We start from the raw sequence: 22,772 nt of genomic DNA on the forward strand, positions 1-22,772 counted from the left end.
GTCTACTGTTTTGCAGCTTTATATTTTGCGGTTTTGCGTTTTTGCGGTTTACAACAACTCAACTGCAGCGTTTTCGCGCTTAGCCATTTTGCCAATAATATAAGCGGTTTCGTTATGCTCTTTTAGTATTCGCATTGCCTCGTTTGCTTTGTTTTCGTCAACTGCCAAAATCATGCCAATACCCATATTAAAAACGTTGAACATTTCAGCGTGAGCAACTTTTCCAGCTTTTTCAAGAACGCCAAAAATAGGTGGAACGCTCCAGCTAGTAGTGTCAATTTTTGCAGCTAAATCATCTGCGTACATGCGCGGAACATTTTCAATAAATCCGCCGCCTGTAATATGAGCAACTCCCTTAATAAGATGCTCAGCAAAAAGTGGCTTTAAAGCTTTTACGTAGATTCGAGTAGGTTCAAGAAGAACTTCTCCAAGTGTTTTGCCATTAAGCTCATCTAGCTTGGTGTCGACGCTAAAACCTGCTTCTTCAAACAAAGCTTTGCGAACAAGAGAGAATCCGTTTGAATGAACTCCTGAAGAAGGAAGTCCTATAAGCACGTCGCCGGCAGTAATAGTGGAGCCGTCAACAATATTTGAACGTTCTGCAACGCCTACTGCAAAACCTGCAAGATCATACTCGTCTTCGTCATACATTCCAGGCATTTCAGCAGTTTCGCCGCCAATTAAACCTGCTTCTGATTGCACGCAACCATCTGCAACGCCTGAAACTACCTGCTCAAGTATTTCAGGATTGTTTTTTCCGCACGCAATGTAATCGAGGAAGAAAAGCGGCTCGGCACCTTGAGCTGCAATATCGTTTACGCACATTGCAACGCAATCAATGCCAATAGTGTTATGCTTATTCATCATTTTTGCAATCACAAGCTTGGTTCCAACGCCATCCGTGCCAGAAATCAGCACTGGCTCTTTGTAACCAAGAGACGCCAAATCAAATAAGCCGCCAAATCCGCCAATGCCACCTACAACGCCTGGGCGCTTTGTGCGATTTACATGAGATTTAATACGACGTACTACTTCGTATCCTGCTTCTACGCTTACGCCAGCTTCTTCATATGCATGTGGCATATCGGTTCCTTTCGTAACACTGTTATAAGTATTTTCTTAAGTTTTATTTATAAATTGCAATGAACAATTAAATTATTAAGTTATATAAGATTTTCGTGCGAATATTTACTATGTTTCCTTACTTCTTGCAAATGTTCGCGTTCTTCAGGAGTAAGTGAAGCCAAGAATTCTTCGCCGTAATCGTCTAGTGCAGTAGGGTAGTCGCCATTAAAGTAAGCAACGCACAAACCGCCATAAGGAGCAGGCTTTTTTAATCCAATCGACTCGACTAATCCATCTAAAGACAAAAATGCTAAGGAATCAGCATCGATATATTCGCGAATTTCTTCAACTGAATGCTTTGCTGCAATAAGTTCCTTCGTAGTTTGAATATCGATACCGTAGAAGCAAGGATATTTAAGCGGAGGGGAAGAAATACGCATATGCACTTCTTTAGCGCCAGCTTCTCGAAGCAATTGCACAATGCGCTTAGAAGTAGTTCCGCGAACAATCGAATCGTCAATAACAATAACGCGTTTTCCTGCAACCACACCACGAACAGCAGAAAGTTTCATACGAACGCCTTGTTCGCGTAATTCTTGCGTCGGTTGAATAAAAGTGCGTGCAACATATTGGTTTTTAATCAATCCCATTTCGTTTGGAATTCCGCTTGTTTCAGCGTATCCTGCAGCAGCAGAAAGTGAAGAATTAGGTACTCCAATAACCATATCTGCTTCAACAGGAGATTCTTTAGCCAAACGCGCACCCATACGCTTTCGCACAGAATGAACATTAATACCGTAAATATTAGAATCTGGGCGAGCGAAATAAATAAATTCCATTGAGCATACTGCATGCTGTACATGCTTCGTATATTGCTCAATAGTGTAGCCATCGTCATTAATAACAATGATTTCGCCAGGCTCAATATCGCGAATAAACTCTGCTCGCACAATATCAAGCGCACAAGTTTCAGAAGCGAGCACGTATGCGCCGTTCTTCATACGACCAAGCGAAAGAGGGCGGAAACCATTTGGATCAGTTGCTCCAATTAATGCGTCTTGAGTAAGCAATAAGTAAGCGAAACCGCCATGAACAGTTTGTAAAGCTTCTTTCAGGCGATCCATAAAAGTTGCTTTACTAGAGTGGCGAATCAAATGCATCAATATTTCAGTATCAGAATTTGAGTGGAATATTGAGCCTTTATCTTCTAAGGAATTACGTAGGCTAGTGCAATTTGTCAAATTTCCGTTATGAGCAAGAGCTACGTCTCCATCGTGGAAACGGAATAGGAAAGGCTGAATGTTATCAACGCTTCCAGAACCTGCAGTAGCATATCGCACGTGACCGATAGCCCGGTTTCCAGTAAGACGATCCATAACTTGTTCATTGCTAAATACTTGAGTTAGCAATCCCAATCCGCGATACCCATGCAGTTTGCCATTGTCGTTAGATACAATGCCGGCACCTTCTTGTCCTCGATGCTGTAGCGCATGAAGTCCAAAATATGTCAGCCTAGCTGCATCTTGATGACCCCACACACCAAATACGCCGCATTCTTCGTGAATATCTTCAAGTTCTGCAGACATTCATACCCCCTAATAATCGATGATTGTAATCGTCGAATTTGTAGTTATTTTGATACAAGTTTTGCAACTGTAAACTAAAGCTTATGCAGTGAAATATTCAACGCCAGCTTCAAACAATGGTTGCTCATGGAAATCAGGAATATTGACATACAAGTCACGACCTGCGCGCTCGCAATGTCCCATTTTTCCAAAAACTCGACCGTCTGGGCTTGTAATACCTTCTACTGACATCATTGAGCCATTAGGATTTACGTTTAAGCTCATACTTGGTACGCCATTGCTGTCAACATATTGTGTAGCTATTTGACCATTTTTAATAAGCTTTTCCATAACTTCGTTAGTAGCAATAAAGCGACCTTCTCCGTGAGAAATTGCAACAGTATGCATGTCTCCAACTTGCGTATTTGCTAACCATGGTGAAAGATTTGAAGCAACTCTAGTGCGAACAATCCTACTTTGGTGTCTGCCAATAGTGTTGTAGGTAAGAGTTGGGCAGTTAGAATCCATAGGAACAATATCTCCAAAAGGAACCAAGCCCAGCTTAATAAGCGCTTGGAAGCCATTGCAAATTCCAAGCATTAAACCGTCACGATTATTAAGCAAGTCACGAACTGCGTCTGTTACTGCTGGATTCCTAAAGAATGCTGTAATGAATTTCGCAGAACCGTCCGGCTCATCGCCTCCGGAGAAGCCTCCTGGAATCATTACAATTTGACTCTTTTTAATCTCTTCAACCAATTTCTCAGCTGATTGTGCAATATCTTTTGCACTTAAATTATTAATAATAAGCGTATGAGCGTCTGCTCCAGTTTTTTCAAAAGCAGCTTGAGTATCGTATTCGCAATTATTTCCAGGGAAAACTGGGATAATAACGCGAGGATGCGAAAGCGGCTTTAGTTTTCCTATGTGCATGTGATTTGTAGTAGAAACATTAGTTTTGTTATTAATAGTTTCTACAATCTCGCCAGGCTTTTTATACGGGAAGATTGAGGAAAGTTCGCTTTCCCAAACCTTTTGCAAATCACTTAAATCAATTTCTTCGCTATTTGATGAAGTAATTGCGTAATTTTCAGTTGTTTCGCCAACAATCTCAACGTCAACCAAGCTTGTATTAGCTAAAGATGGAACTTCAGCGTCTTCCTTGAGTTCAACGTAGAAGCTTCCATACGCTGGCTTAAATAAATCATCGTCGCTTAAATTGTTGAATAATTTAAGACCAATATGATTTCCAAGCGTCATTTTGAATAAGCTTTCTGCGCTAGCACCGTAGCCAGGAGTAGATATAGCAAGAGCTTGCTTGTTTTTCGTAATATTTTCTACAATTTCTAGTGCTTTCAGGAAGCTTTCTTTTTCTGGAGTGATTCCGTCGGATTTATACTTTGGAGCAATACGTATAACTTTATGATTTACACCCTTAAATTCAGGTGAAACAGTTAAACGTGCGTCTCCGGTAGAAACAGCAAACGAAATCAAAGTTGGTGGCACATCCAGATTCTCAAAACTGCCGCTCATAGAATCTTTGCCGCCAATAGCACCAACTCCAAAATCAAGCTGTGCACTTAAAGCACCAAGAACTGCTGCAGCTGGCTTTCCCCAACGCTCTGGAATATCGTGAGGCTTGCCAAAATATTCTTGCAAACTCAAGTAAGCACGTTCGCGCGTGAAACCGCTAGCTGCTAGCTTTGCCAATGATTCAACAACAGCAACATAGGCACCAGTGAATTGGTTTTTTTCCATTAAATACGGATTAAAGCCCCAAGCCATTGCGGAAGCTGTGTTTGTTTCGCCAAATACTGGGAATTTAGCAACCATAGCTTGAGCAGGAGTAAGCTGACGGCGACCGCCAAAAGGCATAAGCACAGTAGCAGCGCCAATAGTAGAATCAAATCGTTCAGATAAGCCTTTATTTGAAGCAATATTAATATCCGAAACTAAGTTATGCATGCGCTTTTCTAACGGCAAATTTGACTGATTCTGCCATGGAGTTTCGTAAGATTCTCCACTTTCAATATGCAGTATCTGCTGTTTTGGAGCGCCATTAGAAGCTAAGAATGCTCTGCTTAAGTCAACAATGGTTTTTCCACGCCAAGTCATTCGCATTCGCGCTTCTTCAGTAACAGTCGCTATTATTTCTGCTTCAAGATTTTCTTCACGAGCATACTTCAAAAATTCTTCAGCATCACTTGACGCAACGTCGACAGCCATGCGCTCTTGAGATTCAGAAATAGCAAGCTCAGTGCCATCGAGACCTTCATACTTTTTAGAAACTTTGTCGAGATTAATAGTTAAGCCGTCGGCAATTTCGCCAGTTGCGACAGAAACGCCGCCAGCGCCAAAATCGTTGCAACGCTTAATAAGTTGGCAAGCATCCTTGCGTCGGAAAAGTCGTTGGAGTTTTCGCTCAATAGGAGCATTACCTTTTTGAACTTCAGCTCCGCACTCTTCAATACTTTCAACATCTTGAGCTTTAGAAGCGCCGGTAGCACCACCAATGCCATCTCTGCCAGTGCGTCCACCAAGAAGAATAATCACATCGCCAGGAGCTGGAGTTTCTCTGCGCACATGGTCGGCTGGGGTAGCGGCAACAACCGCACCAACCTCCATACGTTTTGCAACATAACCCGGATGATAAAGTTCATGCACTTCGCCAGTAGCTAAACCAATTTGATTTCCGTAAGAAGAGTATCCTGCGGCGGCAGAAGTTACGATTTTTCGCTGTGGAAGCTTACCGTTTAAAGTCTCGCTAATAGGCGTGCGTGGATCTGCAGCACCAGTTACGCGCATTGCTTGATACACGTAAGAGCGTCCAGAAAGAGGATCGCGGATGCAGCCACCAATGCACGTTGCAGCTCCACCGAAAGGCTCAATCTCTGTAGGATGATTATGTGTTTCGTTTTTAAACAGGAATAGCCAATCTTCGTCGTGACCGTTTACGTCCACTTTAACTTTTACTGTGCAAGCGTTGATTTCTTCTGACTCGTCCAAATTTTTAAGCTCGCCAGTATGCTTTAAGTATTTTGCGCCAATAGTTGCCATATCCATAAGGCAAACAGGCTTATTTTCGCGATTTAGTTCTTTTCGCAAATCAAGATAACGGCTAAATGCTTCTTGAACAGTGTTATCGTCAATAGAAATATCTGTAAGCTCGGTGCCAAAAGTCGTGTGACGGCAGTGGTCGGACCAGTACGTATCAATAACGCGAATTTCTGTAATAGTAGGATTTCTATGTTCTTCACAGAAATACTTCTGGCAGAACTTTGCGTCAGCCAAATCCATTGCCAAACCGCGAGTATTAATAAAGTCTTGTAATCCAGCTTCGTCTAAATCGTTAAATGAGCTAATTACTTCTACATCAGATGGTACAACTGCTTCTCGCTGTAAACTTTTTACCTCATCAAGTGAAGCTTCTCGCGCTTCAACAGGATTAATAACGTAGTGTTTAATATCGTTTAGTGCTTTTTCGTCAAGATCACCTTTTAAAGCGATTACTCTAGCAGTGCGCACTGTTGGACGTTCGCCTTGACTAATAAGTTGAATGCATTCGCTAGCAGATTGCGCACGCTGATCGAATTGACCAGGCAAAAATTCTACAGCAAATACGTGCTCGTCGGTTTCAATAGGCAAGTAATCGTAAGTATTATCAACTGGAGGTTCGCTCAATACTGTTTGCACAGCATTGTCGAATAAATCTTTGCTGATACCTTCAACGTCATAACGGTTAATAATTCTTGCGGAAGTAATCGCGCTTATGCCAAGAATCTCCCTAAGCTCATGTAAAAGCTGTTGCGCTTGAACGTCAAAACCAGTGCGTTTTTCCACATATACGCGAAATACCACGAGAAACCTACCTTGTTGAATGTGCGGTATGAATGCAGTGTTTATTGTTGTATTGGTTTTAAATTATAAATATTAAATTATTCAAAATCACATTAAGAATGCATGTGGCTCGCACCCTTAAAGGTACGAGCCACAACAATCATTATCGTTCTACGCAATCGTCAGGTTTGCGCACAGAAACATCCAAACCTTCGCTTTGAGCTAAAGATGCAAGCCTATCGTGAATTTCTTCATAAGCAGGAATGATGTCGCCTAAATCGCGCCTGAACAAGTCCTTGTCCAAATGACTTACTCCGTTCGTACCAGCATTGCGCTTATCCCAAAGTCTGCAAGTATCAGGAGTTATTTCATCAGCGAGAAGAATATTTCCTTCGGCGTCCACGCCCTCTTCAATCTTGAAGTCGACAAGCTGAACATCAATCTTTGAGAAAATATCCAACAAAGCATTGTTAACAGCATGAGCTTGACGAGTGACTTCTGCTATTTCTTCATCTGTTGCTAATCCAAGAGCCACAACGCCTTCAGGATTAATAAATGGATCACCAAGCTCGTCGGACTTTACGCAGAACTCCAACAATGGCTTCTTTAAAGGTGTTCCTTCTTTAACGTTATAACGTTTTGCAAAAGAACCTGCAGCAGTATTTCGCATAATAATTTCCAGTGGGAACATGCGCATACGCTTTACAAGTTGTTCAGTATCGGAAATTCGTCCGAGGAAGTGGCTTTTTACGCCGCGCGCCTCAAGTAAATGGAATAGTAACGAAGTAATCCGGTTATTTAAACTGCCTTTACCTGCAATCTGAGCTTTCTTCAGACCGTTACCAGCTGTTGCCTGGTTCATGTATTCAACCCATAGCACATTGGTGTCATCGGTAGCATACAGTTTTTTGGCTTTGCCTTCGTACAACTTCTCAAGTTTTTCCATGATATGCCCTCTCTTATGTGCATTCACAGTTGTAGGCGCAAACCAACAATATTTGTAGGTTTACCTGACCTTTGCCAGCACGATTAGCGTAACAATTGTTACCTACAAAATTTCCCTTCGTGCATACTGTAAATTATTATCTTTTTTAACTCCTATGCCTTAATTTTCAATGTATCTAAGCATTTGTTTGTGTAGTTTTTAGCGAAATGGCGACGCGTGTCGCATTTTCTCTAGCTTCTTCTTGCGTTAATCCAGTAGCTAAAGAAACTGCCATGCGTCTGTGACCATGTACAGAAGGCTTAGCAAAAATACGCAAGTTGCATCGATAATTTTCGCCAGATTGCAAAGCTTGAGCAATATTCGTAAAACCAACAGATCCTTCCGCCTTAATAACAATGGCGTGACTTGCTGCAACTTCATTATTTTTCAAAGAAAGCTCAGTATAGTTAGCTGTAACTGGAACTCCCAAAATAGCCAATGCATGCAATGCAAATTCACTGTAATGCTGCGAAATCATAGTTACCATGCCAGTATCGTGTGGGCGAGGTGACAATTCATTAAAAAGCAAAGAGCCATCAGTAAGCACGAATAATTCGACTCCATAAACGCCCCAACCTGCTTCGCCAGCTTCTTGCGCAATATCAGTCAAACCTTCTACAGCGCGCTTTGCAATATCTTTCGCATTAGTGCGGATCGATTCAGGAATATTTGCAGGCTGCCAAGATTCTCTATAGTCTCCGTCTTGCTGACGCTGAGCGATCGGCTCACAAGTAGTAATTCCTGCGCAAGAGCTTATTGTAAGTACTGTAAGCTCATAATCAAGCGGAGCTAAAGCTTCAACAATAACGCGTGAACACTCATTCTCATGACCAGCTGCTGCACGCCTGCCATGCTGAGCTTCATTCCAAGCTGCAAGCAAATTTTCAGAACTACGAACTATTGACTGACCGTGACCAGAAGAGCTCATAACAGGCTTAACTACACAAGGATATCCAACTTTTTTAGCTCCATCCTCTAACTCTTCATAAGATGAAGCGAAACAATACGGTGTAGTAGGCAGTCCTAAATCTTCGTGCGCAATTCTACGCAAGCGCTCGCGATCCATTGCAATCGCGGCAATATCTGAGCTAGGAACGACTTGAATATTCTTTTTAGCAGCATCTTTCAAAACTTCAGTAGCAATAGCTTCAACTTCTGGAATAATAATGTCAGGATTCACATTTGAAATAAGTTCTTGCAATTCTTGTGGATTCGACATATCTAGCACGTGGTATTCGTGAGCTATTTGCATTGCTGGAGCGTTTTTGTAGCTATCGGCAGCGCATACTCGCACGCCTAGTCGCATAAGCTCAATCGCAATTTCCTTGCCAAGCTCGCCAGATCCAAGAAGAAGCGCGGTTGTGTTGTTACTGTTTTCAGTTACGCCAAATATGCGCTGATTTTGCTCAGAAAAACTCATACATCCATTGTTGCATTTGCCATTGTCGAATAATTGATGTTGTTACTACGACGCGCCGAAGTGTGTTGCGCTAGCATAAATCGAGGAAATCGTGTATAGTATCCCTTTGTTGTGTGATTCAATTCGTTTCGCGCACATGGTGGCTATAGCTCAGTCGGTAGAGCATCTGATTGTGGTTCAGAAGGTCGCGCGTTCAAGCCGCGTTAGCCACCCCACTTGAACGGCAGGTAAATATCTGCCGTTTTTTGTTTTTTGGATTGCAATATTTTTGCCTATAACCCGTATATAACCCCGAATTTAGGAATTTTTACGAATATTAAGAAATTTGCAAATTTTACTTGAAATTTTTCATGGGGGGGGGTATAACAACGTATGTGCTTAGCAGTAGTGCACTACATTATCTTGCGTTTAAGTTTTTGGCGTGAATTAGCCTGCTGATTTTGGGCATGATTATGCTTGCTTGCGTTCGTATCGACGTTTGCTTTGGTGGTTTGTGATATTTCGCGCTCATTTGCTGCTGATAATGCAGTGTTCTGCACCCCGGGCAATGCTTGTTGATTCATAAAACCAACAGGCATGAGTATTCGAGCAGCTTTTAGATTTTTAAGAAATCGAGGCGTTAGAATGTCACGGCTTCACGGCTGTTTCTCTAACCTTATACGTATAACTTGTAGTTTTATGAATCGCCGTCATGCGCTTGATGATGTTAACGGTTCTGTAACTTTACAAAAATCTAAAAGGTGCACTAAAGGGTGCTCTATTGCTAGCGCTTCTAAGTTGTATTACATTCGTCGCGCGGCTCTTGCGTTGATTGTTGCCGTGGCGACTATTCTTGCTGTTCTCGTTGTGCCAGCTAAGCCTGCAAGCGCTGCGCAGGTTATGTGGTCGTATGGTGGCTATGGATATTTTACTGCTAATGGTAATGGTATTGGTAATGCTATTGAAAATATGCATATTGCACCAACACTTACTAAGGATTCTAATGGTACTCATGTGCAGTATGAAATATATTTTAACTATGCTTTTAAGGAGAAGTTAAATCCTCAGCCTAGACAGCGTATTCCAGCACGAGTCACTTTTTACGTAGATCTTCCGAAACAGCTTATTACAGACACTATTAGAGTGAAAAGAGATAGGCGAAATGTTTACGAGAAAAAGTGGAATGACTGGACAAGTCAGAATGATAAAGGCATCCCAGAAACAATGAAAAATTGGGATAAGTATTGGGGCTGGTCTAGAACAATTTCTCGTTGGCATTATACGTATGGTAATAACGATTTTAATGGTCAGTGGGAAGATACTGTTGGCAATGGTAATTTTGGCTGTGGATATAATACTGATCCTTCGTCTAAATTTAAGAATTACAGTTTATGCGAAATAAAGAAGTGGCATGACAATGGCGACTTTGGTATAATGCTGCGTTCGTTTGAAAGTGCTAATTCTACGACTTGCTACCGTTGGGTTATTACTGCAGATGTGCCAGATGGTACTGATATTCGTTACATGCCTATTATTGCTGGATATCAGTCTACTAATGCTGAATCTCATGAGCGTGATTATGCAACTTATGGTCCGTATGATCACGATGGTGATGGCATACCAGATAACGTGGAGTGGGATAATAGTACCGATCCAACTAAGCCTGGTGGATTACATTTTGAGGAGTCGGAGGATTCACAGCCTCGTCAAGCTTCTTCCGTAAGAGCTTATACTGATGATGGTCATTGGCATGAGAATGATGGTGATTACTTCGATAATAAGGGTAGTTTTGTTCCTGATTATGGCAGTGACGGTAAAAGAGGTAAGCTGTACAATCATATTCCTAAGAATCTTACTTATTCTATTGATGGTAACGCTTATTTTGATAACAATAAGGGATCCAATGCTCAAGTTACTTTTGATGATCCTAATAGTCCGAAGCCAGAGCCTTTACAACAAGGTCATGCGTGGATTGACAAGTCTACAGGTAAAGTGTATTTTAACCCAGCAGACTCGCATAAGAATCATACAGTTTATATACCGATTAAGGTAACTTATCCTAATCCAAGTAACTACAACTGTAATCATCCTCAGCCTTTTTCAGAGACGGTTGTCGCTAAATTCAAAGTTTGGCCTATGTCTCATTTTTATAAGCCTGTGTATCCAGATTATGATAAAAAACAGGTGCAAGCTGGAAAATCAATTACGTCGGTTCCAGAAAATAAGGGGATTACTAAAGGCGATTTTCCGAAAGGTACTAGGTTTGAGCTTGGTAAGAGTAATAAATATTCTAAACCAGTGCTTTCTTGGTCAAAAATGACTAATACTAGTACTGGTGAAGTAACTTTTACTCCGAGCAAACCTCAAGATCCTAATAATTACGATACTCCTGTAATTGCTCACTATCCTGATGGCTCAAGTAGTACGGATAATGGGCAGGTTTATGCTCACGTTAAAGTAACGCCACTTACTGTAGGCAATAACGATTTAGGTTTTTCTATTGCTGAGGGTGCAGGTATGCACGATTTCGGTAGTAACTATTCCGACCGTATTACTTATGGTTCGTATCATACGGATCATTACACGAATCTTGATAAAGATAAGCAGATAGATGGTAGTAAGCTTCTTATACCTGACGCGTGGTCTGCTAACAATAAGTCTCCGATTACATTCCGTGCTATTTGCCACGAAGAAAATAAGGATAATTATACGCTTCTTAAATGGGATGAAGCGAAAAACAGGTCTGTCGGTGAGGTTAACGGATTAAAGTTTACAGCTTTTCATCAATGGAAAATCGCTACGGAAGACGAAGAAAACAAGTGCAGGAATAATAAAAACTGTAATCTTAATGATTTTAAGTACTCGTATTTAACTAAAGATGAGTACAACACGAATACTATGGCTCGTTCTCGCGCGATTATTACTGGAACGCCTAGGAAAAGCGGTAAGTACGAGTGTCGCGTGTTTGCTTTTAACAATGCTGTTAGTCTTAAGAATTTCGATGACATAATTGTCAATGATACTGGCGGAAGTGTTGTTTATAAGAAAATGCTCTTTGCTAATTATGGTACTAAGGGCGAGACTAAGGATTCAAAGGGTAAAGATTGGAATGATCAAACTTTAAAGTTTAGTGTTAAAGCTTCTTACGCGCATAGGAATAATCCTAGTTACGTGCCATTGAAAGTGAAGGCTGGTGAATATCATGCAAGCCTTACTAACGGTTATAAGAATGTTACTGATGTGCCTAAGAGTAAGAAAGGTGCTAATAATGCTACTCATCAGGATGATATAGAAGAAGGCGCGCTTCCAGACGGCACTTGGTTTGAGTTTGATGAAAACCAGTATAAGAAAGATAATCCTGGTTGGTATAAGAAGGATAAGGATCATCCTTATGGAATGTCTTTCTACGATAATGGTCAAGATAATAAGCCTAGCGATGGTGGGAAGACTGGTAAAAACCATGGTACGGGTGATGGTTCTCACTATGGAGTGATGTCTTTTAAGCCGCTTAAGTGGCAGAAGCCTGGCGTGTATAAAATTCCTGTGATCGTACATTATCCGGACGGTTCAAAGTCTACGGATAAAGATGCTGGTAATGGGGATGGCATAAGTAAACCAAATCCAGTGTACGCGCAAGTGACAGTGGATCCTATGGAAGGCGATGATATAAAGCTTCGAGTGCTAAGGTCAGATTCTCCTGACGCGCCTGATATTAGTGATACTGATGGTCAGTTTGGAAGTGGTAGCGGTCTTACCATTATGAGTGGCATGAGTCTTATGTATAGACCGTTTATTGACGCTTGGTCTACAAAAGACGTGTGGAATAGTGGTAATAAAACTGAGAAGAAAATAGGCTTGGAAGTTTTATGCGAAAATGATGACCGTGATTTTGTTTCAAAACTTGCGGGTATGAAAGCAAGTAATCCAATTACATGGAGTCATATTGATACGTACTCCGAGCGTGAGAAATGTAAGAATGGTTCTAATTGCAACGCGCAGCATAAATTGTATAGCTATAACGCTAAGGATAATCCGAATAATCCGTTCGATGCTGCTCAACGTACTACTGCTACGCTCGATGGTATTCCAGAAAAAACTGGTGACTATCAGTGCGTTGCTTGGGCTTTGAAACCAGAAGCTAAGAAATCTTTTGATGGCATGAGTAATCATCATGGTGCTAAATATGATTTGTTGAATGAAGTTTACGGTGATCAGTACACCAGGGGTAAAGATTACGAGTTTAAGACTTTCATGATTCACGTTGTGAAACCATTCGCGCTGCCAAAGACCGGCGGATGCGGCTGGAATGCGTCTTTGTGCGTTGTTTCTGCGATGTTGTCTAGTTTGATTGCTGCTGTGTTTGTAATGGATCAAACTAAGCGCGGTCACGAGTTGCTTGGAAGGTGGCGACTCGTATGAAGCTTTTCTACTGGGTGCATGTTTTTAATGTGCGTGTTTTTGATGCAAAATCTCATGGAATTTTGGAGCGTGATATTGCAACATAATATTCCTAAACTTAAAAAATTTACTCATTTATGAGCAAATTGCGTGAATAATTCGAAATTCGGTTAAAACCGATAAACAATTACATACTTACATCAAAATTTCAAAACTTTTAATTGCTGGAAACAGCATTTATGAAAGGAATGAATATGAACAAATTCACTAAACAATGCGTGGCGGCATTCGCCTCGCTCGCAATGGCTGGCACGCTGTGCGTTGCCGGTGCTGTGGTGGCAAACAACGTAGCATTTGCTACTGGTACGACTCAAACAGCTACTGATGCTGATGCACCTTGGAATGCTGCCAATAAAGATAGAAAGGGTTCCATCAAGATTACAAAGTACAAGGATGAAACCGATGAGAAAGGTAATCAGAAGAAGGCAACTCCTGTTAAGGGTGCAAAGTTCAAGGTTTACAAAGTAACCACCTTTGATTTAACAAAATACGATCAGTGGCTTGATGTTGCTGCTAAGGTTCCAACTCTTAATGCTAATCCAAATGATTCTTCTGCTGGTTTAAGCTTTGATAATGGAACTGAAAAACCTACAAATGATAGTGGTGTTGCAAAGTTTGATCAATTGGGTATCGGCTTATACAAAGTTGAAGAAACAAGTGTTCCAGATGGATACGAAAAGCTTCCGCAGCCATTCTTTATGACTATTCCACAAATCACCAGTGGTAAAAAAGGCACAGAATATGATTACAATCCAACTGTCGATCCTAAGAATGCATATACTAAGGATGCTATTAAGAAGACTGTTGACACTACAGGAATGGTTGGTACAAAGGATGATTTGCCATATACCATTTCAACTTCTGTAGTTACAACTAGTGGTACGCCTGTTAAAGATCGTAAGGCTGATGATTATCAGGGCTTTGCTGTGTGGGATGACGCGTTGAAGACTGCTTATGATTCTAGTGCAGCTGTAGTTAAAAGCGTTAAGATTGGGGATACTCCTATTACTAACAGCAATGGTAAAGAAGATAAGTATAAGGTAGCGGTTGCTGCAACGCCTGGTGATAATACTCGTCAGCGTATTACCGTATCGTTTACAGATGCAGGTCTTGGCGAAATTGCTAATGCTCTTAAGACTTCGCCAAATGCAAAGTTAACTGTTGAACTTAAATTCACTCTTAAAGAAGGAGTTGCTGCTGGCGACCTCGTTAACAAGTATGGTTATCAGCCAGGATATAAGAAAGGTACTCCTGACCAGGATAAGCCAAAGCCTGTTAATCCAACTCCAAATCCAGATTCTAAGGTAACTCTTGTCAAATTCCAGATCAAGAAGATAAGCAGTACTGACGGAAAAGCTATTAAGGGCGCTAAGTTTGCTGTGTTTGCAAAGCCAGATGATGCAAACGCATGCGCGGCTGACGCTTCTCGTACTGATGCTAAGTGCAAGAACAAGTCTTCTAAGGGCTTTGCTGATACTGAAACTGCTGATAAGACTGGTTTGACAGCAGCTGGATTCAAAGCAAAGGTTGGACAAAAGTTCTACGTTGTGGAAACTAAAGCTCCAGACAACTATGTTTTGGCTCCAAAGGTTGAAGAAGTTACTATTCCTACGACTTATACCTCTGCTGCTGGCTATGATAATAATACGCAAACGTTTATTTACTCGTTCAAGGATGTTCCAACGAGCAACAATAACATCGACCACTGGTTCAAGCTTCCAAAGACCGGTGCTTATGGCGTGTTTATTTTCGCTATTGCTGGCATTGTTTTGATTGCTGCAAGCGTGTTTATTTACACTCGTAACAATCGCAAAGAAGAAGATAAGCAGCGCGCTTAGTATTCTTCTAACGTAAATATATTATAAAAAACTCAGGGGGTTGGGCGGTATTTGCTTAGCCCCCTGTTTTACTTTTTGGAAGTGGATTTATGAGTTTGACTAAATTTGCAAAAGCTTGCCGCGATAGCTTAGAGAGGCTAGTTCGATTCGCAGGCTTACATATCCTTAAATCCACTAAAAACAAATCTTCTGCAAATGAATCGTCTGCAGACTCAGATTCTGCAAATCCCAAAAAATCTGTTTTTAAATGCGTTATTGAACCAATCATTCTGGCGCTAGCTGCAATTCTATGCTTCACCTACCCAGTGGCATCAACACTGTGGAATAATCACGTGTCTAAACAAATTTCCATAGATTACGACAAAGTAACTTATAATCAAGCCGCTAGCGTGCGACAATCTATTCTAAAAAGTGCGCGAAAATACAATGCGCGCAGAAAAAAAATTTTTACAGCCGATCCGTATGACGGTAGTGACAATTACAAAAAAACAGCAGACTATAAGTCATATATCGAACAACTAGACGAACCAATGGGAATTATGGGAATCATAAAAATCCCAAAAATAGGCGTAAAACTACCGATTTATCATGGTGCTTCGCGCGATGTTCTAGCTCGCGGAGCAGGGCACTTGTATGGCACAGATTTGCCAGTGGGCGGTAAAAACAGGCATACTGTTATCACAGCTCATACTGGTTTGCCTACAGCAACCATGTTTGACGGTTTAATCGATATGAAGCGTGGAGACTACTTCTACATTGATGTACAGGGCTATACAATGCGCTATAAGGTGTTTCGCATTAGCGTGGTTGATCCGCATGATATTAGTTTGTTGCAGCGTGAAAAGGGTCGCGATTTAGCGACGTTGCTTACATGTACGCCGTATGGTGTTAACTCGCATAGATTGCTAGTGACGGGGTATCGCGTGCTGCCGGACCCAGCGCATGCTCCAGAAGATCATCTTCAGTGGCCATTCTGGATGACTATGTTCCTTATAGCATTGATAAGTTGCGCGGTGGTTCTTGCCACAATGATTATTGCTATAGTTCGAAAACGTCGTAATAATAATATTGCGCCGCAAGGAATGCATATTTGTGAAAAATAAATACATGATTGCTTATTGTGAAAGAAAGAAGTGATATATCAACGATTTATCAGTTGATGAAATACTTGAGGAATGTGCATCATATTAGCATTAGAGTAAGCGGCAATCGCTTCATTTAAATAACCTCAGTCTATGGAGTAGACTGGTATGGTTACGCATATGTATGTTGATGATGACATGGCGTACTAAATAGCACATGGTGCAGAAGGAGTATTTATGGCTGGTAAGGCTTCACCTAGTGAACCATTATGGGAGACAATTCTCCTGTTTGTGCCTAGAACTTTAGGAAAGTTAGTGCGCTCGCTTTTTGGTGTTGGAGAATACGATGAGGCATATCGCAGAGACGGTTTGTGCTTCGTTATGCTTGTTCTTGCGATTTTATTCTGCGCATCAGAATGGTTTAGAGTTAGTGGATTTATTGGAGTAGGTCTCCATTTTGTGTCTTCTAGTTTGCTTGGAATTATGAGCGTTGTTCTGCCTGTATGGTTAAGCGTTGTCGCTTTTAGGTTGATGCGTAACAGTGGAGCTGGCTCTGGTAATCCTCGTGTTATTAGCGGATTTATTATTCTATTGTTATCTGTTTGCTCAATTCTTGATATTTCTTCTGCGCCTCGCGGAAAAGCATTTAATTTAGGAACTGTGCAAAAGTCAGGTGGGTTATTAGGTTTTGTGCTCGGATCTCCGCTATCGTGGGGTCTTTCTCGTATTTTTGCAATTATTATTTTTGTAGTAGCTGCTATTTTTTCGATATTAATGATTACTCGCCTTCATGTAACTGATATAGCTCAAGGTGTTGCTACTATTTTTGCTAAATATAACAGTAAAAAGTCTTCTGAAGATTTAGGAAACTCTGAAGAAGATAATTCTGACAGCAAAACCAATTCTTTGGAATTTGCAGATGGCGTGCCAACTCACAATGAAGAGTCGCCGAAAAATAATAGCGGATCTTCTCAAATGTCTTCTGTGTTGAAACTGTTTAAATCATTCTTTAAGCGTAAAAACAGTAATAATAATGGGGAATTGCTTGACGAATACGCCGGCGATGATGCATTTTCGCATGCTGCTTCTCACGGTAATAGTGTAGATAATCTTGAAAGAGTTGAACCTCGTAAAGCAAGAACTGTGAGCAGCTCTTCCGATAATAATGCTGCAAATAATTCCCAATTTGAAAATGCTGATAATAATTCGAGTCAACTTACACCTAGAAGTGTTTCATCTTCATCAAAGCCTGTTCCTGAAGAAATATTGCCAAAAGCTCCTATGAGTGATTCCTCTTTATCTGCAAGCGATCCATGGTCAAGTATTCCAGCTGAACGTATGGATCAATATCGCAGGGATCAGGAAGATTCAGATAATGAAAATGCTGCAGACGGCGAAAATGGTGCTGGCAATAATAATGAGCCTTCTTTTGATTCTTTCTCTGAACCTTACAAGCTCCCTGATTTGAATCTTTTAGCTCATGGCAAGCCTCATGCTGCGAGAACTCCAGCAAACGATAACGTTATTCGTGCGCTAACTTCTACTTTTGAGCAATTTGACGTCGACGCTCACGTTATTGGATTCCTTAGAGGACCATCTGTTACGCAGTACGAGGTTGAGCTTGGTCCTGGTGTAAAAGTTGAAAAAGTTACGAATTTGCAAAAAAATATTGCATACGCTGTAGCTAGCACGGATGTGCGTATTTTGTCGCCAATCCCAGGAAAGTCTGCTATTGGTATTGAAATTCCAAACGTCGACCGTGAAATTGTGCATTTGGGAGATGTTCTGCGCTCGCAAAAAGCTATGAATGACCCTAATCCTATGCTTACAGGCGTTGGAAAAGATGTTGAAGGTCATTTCGTAACTGCAGCTCTCGATAAAATGCCGCATTTGCTTGTTGCTGGTGCTACCGGCTCCGGTAAGTCGAGTTTTATTAATTCAATGCTTACTTCGATTATTATGAGGGCAACTCCTGAACAAGTTCGCATGATTATGGTCGATCCTAAGCGCGTGGAGCTTTCTGCTTATGCTGGTATTCCGCATTTGCTTACTCCGATTATTACGGATCCTAAGAAGGCTGCGCAGGCTCTTGAGTGGGTTGTTAAAGAGATGGATGCTCGCTACGATGACTTGCAATTCTTTGGTTTCCGTCATGTTAAAGATTTCAACAAGGCTGTCCGTGAAGGAAAGGTTCACGCACCGGCTGGATCTGAGCGAAAAGTTGCTCCATACCCGTATTTGCTTGTGGTTGTGGACGAGATGGCTGATTTGATGATGGTTGCTAAGAACGATGTTGAAAGTTCTATTCAGCGTATTACTCAGCTTGCTCGAGCTGCAGGTGTGCATTTGGTTCTCGCTACTCAGCGTCCGTCTGTTGACGTTGTAACAGGTTTAATTAAGGCGAATATTCCTTCTCGATTGGCTTTTGCTACTTCGTCTGCAACTGATTCAAGGGTTATTCTCGATACTGTTGGTGCAGAGACTTTGATTGGTCAAGGAGATGCTTTGTTCCTTCCAATGGGTGCTGCTAAGCCTCAGCGTGTACAGGGATCGTGGGTGAGTGAATCTGAAATTCGCAAGGCTGTGGAGTATGTTCGCACGCAGCGTAAACCAAAGTATCGTGAAGATATTGAGCAAATGGCTCAAAAAGCGGATGCTCAAGCTCAAAGCAAGCTTAAAACTAGCGATATTGGCGACGATATGGATGAGTTGCTTCAGGCTGCTGAGCTTGTTGTCAGCTCGCAATTTGGCTCTACTTCAATGCTTCAGCGTAAGTTGCGCGTTGGCTTTGCAAAGGCAGGTCGATTGATGGATTTGCTTGAATCTCGAGGTGTTGTGGGACCTTCTGAAGGTTCTAAAGCTCGCGAAGTTTTGGTTCAGCCTGAAGATTTGCCAAAAGTTTTGGCTTTTATTCGTGGCGAGTCAGATTCGTTATAAGATATTGTATTGTTGTGTACAACACCAAGTTGTGTGTGCTAGAAGTTTTTACTTTGCAGTAGAATGAAGGTTATGCGTATGAAGAAAAAAGCTAAGTCATCATTTTTTGCTGGCTGGAATTATGCTCCAAATATTGTGACTTATATCCGTATCGTGCTTTCGCTTGTTTTTATTGTTTTATATTTGAAAGCAGGTACGTGGGGTTTTGATTCAGTTTCGTTGCGTTGGGCTGCGTTTGTGCTGTTTGTCGTAGCTGCTTCTACGGATAAGCTCGACGGGTGGATGGCTCGTAAATATCATAAGGTTACAGAATTAGGTAAGTTACTTGATCCGATTGCGGATAAAATTCTTATTCTAGCTGCGCTTATTATTGCTTCTGTTTTCGGCGAAATTTATTGGTGGATAACCATCTTGTTCATGATTCGCGAAATTGCTATTACTCTTGTGCGAATTTATGTTGTTAATGTTCGTGGAAGAGTAATTGCTGCATCTTCTGCAGGAAAGTATAAGACTCTTACGCAATCGATTGGTATTGCAATGATTATTGCACCGCTTGTTGCAACTCTTCATGCTAATCCATTGCCTTCTTGGATGGTTTCTTACTATGCAGTGGCTTTTGGCTTGCTTGGTATTTCTTTGGGCTTTGCTTTCTATTCTGCAGTTTTGTATGTCTATAGTGCTTTCTTTGAAGGTTCTTCAGATAGCGAATCTCAAGTTGATGATGCAAAAAATGCAGTTCCTTTGCCTCCTGTGAAGTAAATAAAATCAATAAGTAAACTTCTTGTTTGTAGCTTACGGTTTTTCATAGATTATCCCTAAAGGGTTTATGTTGTGGAAAATCGTAAGCTACAATCATATCGAGCGTATTATGAATAATTCTTCAGATTTTAATACAGTTTCTTTAGCCGCGGATCTATTGGAAAAAAGTTTTATTAAAGGAATGCATATTGCTTCAGCAGAGTCGTTAACTGGCGGGCTTTTGGCTGATGCTTTTGTTTCTGTTCCTGGTGCATCACGAGTTTTTTGTGGTTCTGCTGTCACTTATGATATTCATGCTAAATCCAAAATTCTTGGTGTAAATTCTAATCTTTTACAATCTGAAGGCGCGGTTTACCAGGATGTTGCTTTTCAAATGGCGATTGGAGCTGCTCAAATATATCGTGGCAGTGGATGGGTGTATGGGGAAGATTATGAGTGTTGTGCAAATTTTCCTATTATTGGCTTGTCTACAACTGGTGTTGCAGGTCCTGGTCCCGATGGCAATAAACCAGCAGGTTTAGTTTATGTTGGAATATTTTTGCCTAAAGTTAATGATGCTGTGGATTCTGTTAAAGATGCGGCTCATAAAGAACTTGAAGATGGATGCGTGAGTAACGTCTATGATTATGATTTTGCTCAGATCGAGAGTCAAAGCGTAACTAAAATTGCGCCATCAAGTGCTGCTTTTGTTTTTGAATTGAGATTATCTGGCAGTCGTCAGGAAGTTCGCGAATCTACTGTATTTCAGTTGTTGAGAATTACTAATGAGTTGATTGCTTATGTCGAAGATTGTAAGTAGTTGGGTTGTAATCAAGACACGCGCTATCGAACAAATGTTCGCATATATAGTATACTTGTGTTTGTCGAAATGATTTAAGCTGAGTTAGCGTTTAAGTGCTTGGATTAAATGTTTTATCCACATTGCACAAAAATGCTTGTACTTGAATCTAGTATGGAACTAAGGTCGTTCGATACATAACGGCATGCGAAAGGAGTAGCATACATGGCGCAAACGAAAAGTAAAGGCAGTATTAATCGCCTTATTGATGCGGATAAAACAGATCCACGTCGCCAAGCAGCGTTAGAAACTGCTTTAGCCAATGTTGAACGACAATATGGAAAAGGTTCTGCAATGCGCTTAGGTGATAGACCTATGCAAGATGTAGAAGTTATTCCTACTGGTTCATTAGCGTTGGACACTGCTTTGGGGATTGGCGGTGTTCCTAGAGGGCGAATAGTTGAAGTCTACGGTCCTGAGTCTTCTGGTAAAACAACTCTTGCTTTGCATATCGTTGCAAATGCTCAAAAAAATGGTGGGGTAGCGGCATTTATTGATGCTGAGCATGCGTTGGATCCTGTCTATGCGCGAAAGCTTGGAGTAGACACGGATGCTCTTATTGTTTCTCAGCCAGATAACGGTGAGCAGGCATTGGAAATTGCTGATATGCTTATTCGTTCTGGTGCGTTAGATGTTATTGTTGTTGATTCTGTAGCGGCATTAGTTCCTAAAGCTGAAATCGATGGCGATATGGGAGATAGTCATGTGGGTTTACAAGCTCGCTTAATGAGTCAGGCGTTGCGTAAGATGACTGGTGCTCTTTCACAAGCTGGCACTACTGCTATTTTTATTAATCAGCTTCGTGAAAAAATTGGCGTATTCTTTGGTAACCCTGAAACTACCACTGGTGGTAAAGCTTTGAAGTTCTATGCGTCTGTGCGTATGGATATTCGCAGAGTTTCTACTATTAAAGAGGGTGAAGAAGCTGTTGGCAACCGAACGAAAGTTAAGATTGTCAAGAATAAAATGGCTCCGCCTTTCAAAACTGCTGAGTTTGATGTTCTTTACGGAGAAGGTATCTCTACTGAAGGTTCTGTTATCGATATGGGGCTGCAAGCTGAAGTTATTAAGAAATCTGGTTCTTGGTTTACTTATGACGGTGAGCAGCTTGGACAAGGTCGTGAAAACGTCCGTAAGTTCTTGAAAGATAATCCAGCTATTACTGAAGAAATTAGCGAAAAAGTCAAAGCTTCGTTAGGTTTAATGCATCCTGAAGATCAATTCGCTGAAGATTCTGAACTAGATCAATTCGCTGATGATTCTGTAGCTAAAAATTCTGCACAAAAGTCATCCGAATCGAAGTAATAATAAGATTACAGTGTAAAGCGAATGCAATATGCCTATTAGTGTAGAGAGTTTTCTTCGCGATCATCCAGTAGAGCGGACTGAAGAAGATGACGAAAGTAATAGCGTAAAGCCACATACTCGCAAAAAAATATCGCATAAATCAGTACTTTTAAGCGCAAAAAATAATACAAAAAACATGCCGTATGTAAAAAACACTAAAGTAAGTGATTTAAGCGACGAACTTTGCAATAGTAGTGAAGATGATTGCAGGGAAGCTGCTTTAAGGCTTTTAGATTATGCTCCTCGCTCTGTGATGGACATGCGCAAAAGGCTTAAAGAAAAAGGCTACACGGAAGTTGCTATTGACGCGGTTATTCATCGTTTGCTTGAATTGCATCTTCTTGATGACAATCAATATGCTCAAATGGTGATTCGCTCTTGCGCTGTGAGGCTTCTTGGTGCTAGAGCTACTCGAATGGAATTGCAGCGTAAAAATGTTGATCCTGCTGCTATTTCACAAAACGTAGCTTCTGCTCAAAACTCTGGAGTATTCACTGAAGCAGCGTGGGAACTCGGTCGCAAAACGGCTTCGCGCACGAGAAATCTTGAGCCTTTAGTCAGAAGACGAAGATTTTTCGCAGCAGCTGCAAGAAAAGGTCATGATTTAAACGTTATTAACGAAGTGTATGCAGCTTTATTCGAAAGTAATAACGAATGAATAG

The 22,772-nt window shown here is 41.2% G+C and carries 14 protein-coding genes and 1 tRNA gene; 9 read left to right on the forward strand and 6 right to left on the reverse strand.

Annotated elements, in window-relative coordinates; translation table 11 throughout:
• Positions 1-48: 48 nt before the first annotated feature.
• The 5 genes from purM to purT all read right to left on the reverse strand — a co-directional run bounded on the left by purM (position 49) and on the right by purT (position 8,872).
• Entirely contained in the window at positions 49-1,083 is a 1,035-nt protein-coding gene (gene purM / locus HXT29_RS00945; RefSeq protein WP_004105986.1) for a phosphoribosylformylglycinamidine cyclo-ligase, read from the reverse strand.
• An 80-nt stretch (positions 1,084-1,163) separates the two neighbouring features.
• Positions 1,164-2,651, reverse strand: a complete 1,488-nt coding sequence (purF, locus tag HXT29_RS00950) for an amidophosphoribosyltransferase (protein WP_004105975.1) — start codon at positions 2,649-2,651, stop codon at positions 1,164-1,166.
• A gap of 81 nt (positions 2,652-2,732) precedes the next feature.
• On the reverse strand, positions 2,733-6,488 hold the full coding sequence (locus HXT29_RS00955) for a phosphoribosylformylglycinamidine synthase (protein WP_415688387.1): 3,756 nt from the start codon (positions 6,486-6,488) through the stop codon (positions 2,733-2,735).
• Positions 6,489-6,630: 142 nt separating this feature from the next.
• Positions 6,631-7,413 (reverse strand): phosphoribosylaminoimidazolesuccinocarboxamide synthase, encoded by a 783-nt coding sequence (gene purC / locus HXT29_RS00960; RefSeq protein WP_004105967.1) that lies wholly within the window; start codon positions 7,411-7,413, stop codon positions 6,631-6,633.
• A gap of 175 nt (positions 7,414-7,588) precedes the next feature.
• The gene (purT, locus tag HXT29_RS00965) at positions 7,589-8,872 is read right to left on the reverse strand and encodes a formate-dependent phosphoribosylglycinamide formyltransferase (protein ID WP_004105966.1); all 1,284 of its coding nucleotides are present in this window, start codon (positions 8,870-8,872) and stop codon (positions 7,589-7,591) included.
• 139 nt (positions 8,873-9,011) lie between these two features.
• Between purT and HXT29_RS00970 the strand changes: the two genes are divergently transcribed.
• Positions 9,012-9,087: transfer RNA gene (locus HXT29_RS00970), tRNA-His, on the forward strand.
• Positions 9,088-9,264: 177 nt separating this feature from the next.
• Here the strand turns inward: HXT29_RS00970 and HXT29_RS00975 are convergent.
• The gene (locus tag HXT29_RS00975; protein ID WP_174143309.1) at positions 9,265-9,450 is read right to left on the reverse strand and encodes a hypothetical protein; all 186 of its coding nucleotides are present in this window, start codon (positions 9,448-9,450) and stop codon (positions 9,265-9,267) included.
• A gap of 46 nt (positions 9,451-9,496) precedes the next feature.
• On the opposite strand from HXT29_RS00975, the gene HXT29_RS00980 reads away from it, so the two are divergent.
• The 8 genes from HXT29_RS00980 (at position 9,497) to HXT29_RS01015 (ending at position 22,768) form a co-directional block, all read left to right on the forward strand.
• Positions 9,497-13,270, forward strand: coding sequence for a Rib/alpha-like domain-containing protein (locus HXT29_RS00980; protein WP_422118389.1), 3,774 nt, complete (start codon positions 9,497-9,499; stop codon positions 13,268-13,270).
• 233 nt (positions 13,271-13,503) lie between these two features.
• On the forward strand, positions 13,504-15,147 hold the full coding sequence (locus HXT29_RS00985; protein ID WP_288231389.1) for a SpaH/EbpB family LPXTG-anchored major pilin: 1,644 nt from the start codon (positions 13,504-13,506) through the stop codon (positions 15,145-15,147).
• Positions 15,148-15,236: 89 nt separating this feature from the next.
• Complete coding sequence (locus tag HXT29_RS00990) at positions 15,237-16,250, forward strand: class C sortase (protein WP_410294611.1); 1,014 nt, start codon at positions 15,237-15,239, stop codon at positions 16,248-16,250.
• Positions 16,251-16,466: 216 nt separating this feature from the next.
• Positions 16,467-19,166 (forward strand): DNA translocase FtsK 4TM domain-containing protein, encoded by a 2,700-nt coding sequence (locus HXT29_RS00995; protein ID WP_174143312.1) that lies wholly within the window; start codon positions 16,467-16,469, stop codon positions 19,164-19,166.
• Positions 19,167-19,244: 78 nt separating this feature from the next.
• Positions 19,245-19,925 (forward strand): CDP-diacylglycerol--glycerol-3-phosphate 3-phosphatidyltransferase, encoded by a 681-nt coding sequence (gene pgsA, locus HXT29_RS01000; protein ID WP_032835516.1) that lies wholly within the window; start codon positions 19,245-19,247, stop codon positions 19,923-19,925.
• A 109-nt stretch (positions 19,926-20,034) separates the two neighbouring features.
• Positions 20,035-20,724, forward strand: a complete 690-nt coding sequence (locus HXT29_RS01005; protein WP_174143313.1) for a CinA family protein — start codon at positions 20,035-20,037, stop codon at positions 20,722-20,724.
• A 204-nt stretch (positions 20,725-20,928) separates the two neighbouring features.
• Positions 20,929-22,068, forward strand: a complete 1,140-nt coding sequence (gene recA / locus HXT29_RS01010; protein WP_004118965.1) for a recombinase RecA — start codon at positions 20,929-20,931, stop codon at positions 22,066-22,068.
• A gap of 31 nt (positions 22,069-22,099) precedes the next feature.
• Entirely contained in the window at positions 22,100-22,768 is a 669-nt protein-coding gene (locus HXT29_RS01015; protein ID WP_004118976.1) for a regulatory protein RecX, read from the forward strand.
• Positions 22,769-22,772 lie beyond the last annotated feature (4 nt).

It is taken from the genome of Gardnerella sp. DNF00550 (genome assembly GCF_049262685.1).
In the GTDB taxonomy this organism is placed as follows: Bacteria; Actinomycetota; Actinomycetes; order Actinomycetales; family Bifidobacteriaceae; genus Bifidobacterium; species Bifidobacterium leopoldii.

Coding starts and splice junctions, on each gene's coding strand:
- purM (WP_004105986.1), bottom strand. CDS start 1,083: ATGCCACATGCATATGAAGAAGCTGGCGTAAGCGTAGAAGCAGGATAC.
- purF (WP_004105975.1), bottom strand. CDS start 2,651: ATGTCTGCAGAACTTGAAGATATTCACGAAGAATGCGGCGTATTTGGT.
- purC (WP_004105967.1), bottom strand. CDS start 7,413: ATGGAAAAACTTGAGAAGTTGTACGAAGGCAAAGCCAAAAAACTGTAT.
- purT (WP_004105966.1), bottom strand. CDS start 8,872: ATGAGTTTTTCTGAGCAAAATCAGCGCATATTTGGCGTAACTGAAAAC.
- HXT29_RS00975 (WP_174143309.1), bottom strand. CDS start 9,450: ATGCCTGTTGGTTTTATGAATCAACAAGCATTGCCCGGGGTGCAGAAC.
- HXT29_RS00980 (WP_422118389.1), top strand. CDS start 9,497: ATGTCACGGCTTCACGGCTGTTTCTCTAACCTTATACGTATAACTTGT.
- HXT29_RS00985 (WP_288231389.1), top strand. CDS start 13,504: ATGAACAAATTCACTAAACAATGCGTGGCGGCATTCGCCTCGCTCGCA.
- HXT29_RS00990 (WP_410294611.1), top strand. CDS start 15,237: ATGAGTTTGACTAAATTTGCAAAAGCTTGCCGCGATAGCTTAGAGAGG.
- HXT29_RS00995 (WP_174143312.1), top strand. CDS start 16,467: ATGGCTGGTAAGGCTTCACCTAGTGAACCATTATGGGAGACAATTCTC.
- pgsA (WP_032835516.1), top strand. CDS start 19,245: ATGAAGAAAAAAGCTAAGTCATCATTTTTTGCTGGCTGGAATTATGCT.
- HXT29_RS01005 (WP_174143313.1), top strand. CDS start 20,035: ATGAATAATTCTTCAGATTTTAATACAGTTTCTTTAGCCGCGGATCTA.
- recA (WP_004118965.1), top strand. CDS start 20,929: ATGGCGCAAACGAAAAGTAAAGGCAGTATTAATCGCCTTATTGATGCG.
- HXT29_RS01015 (WP_004118976.1), top strand. CDS start 22,100: ATGCCTATTAGTGTAGAGAGTTTTCTTCGCGATCATCCAGTAGAGCGG.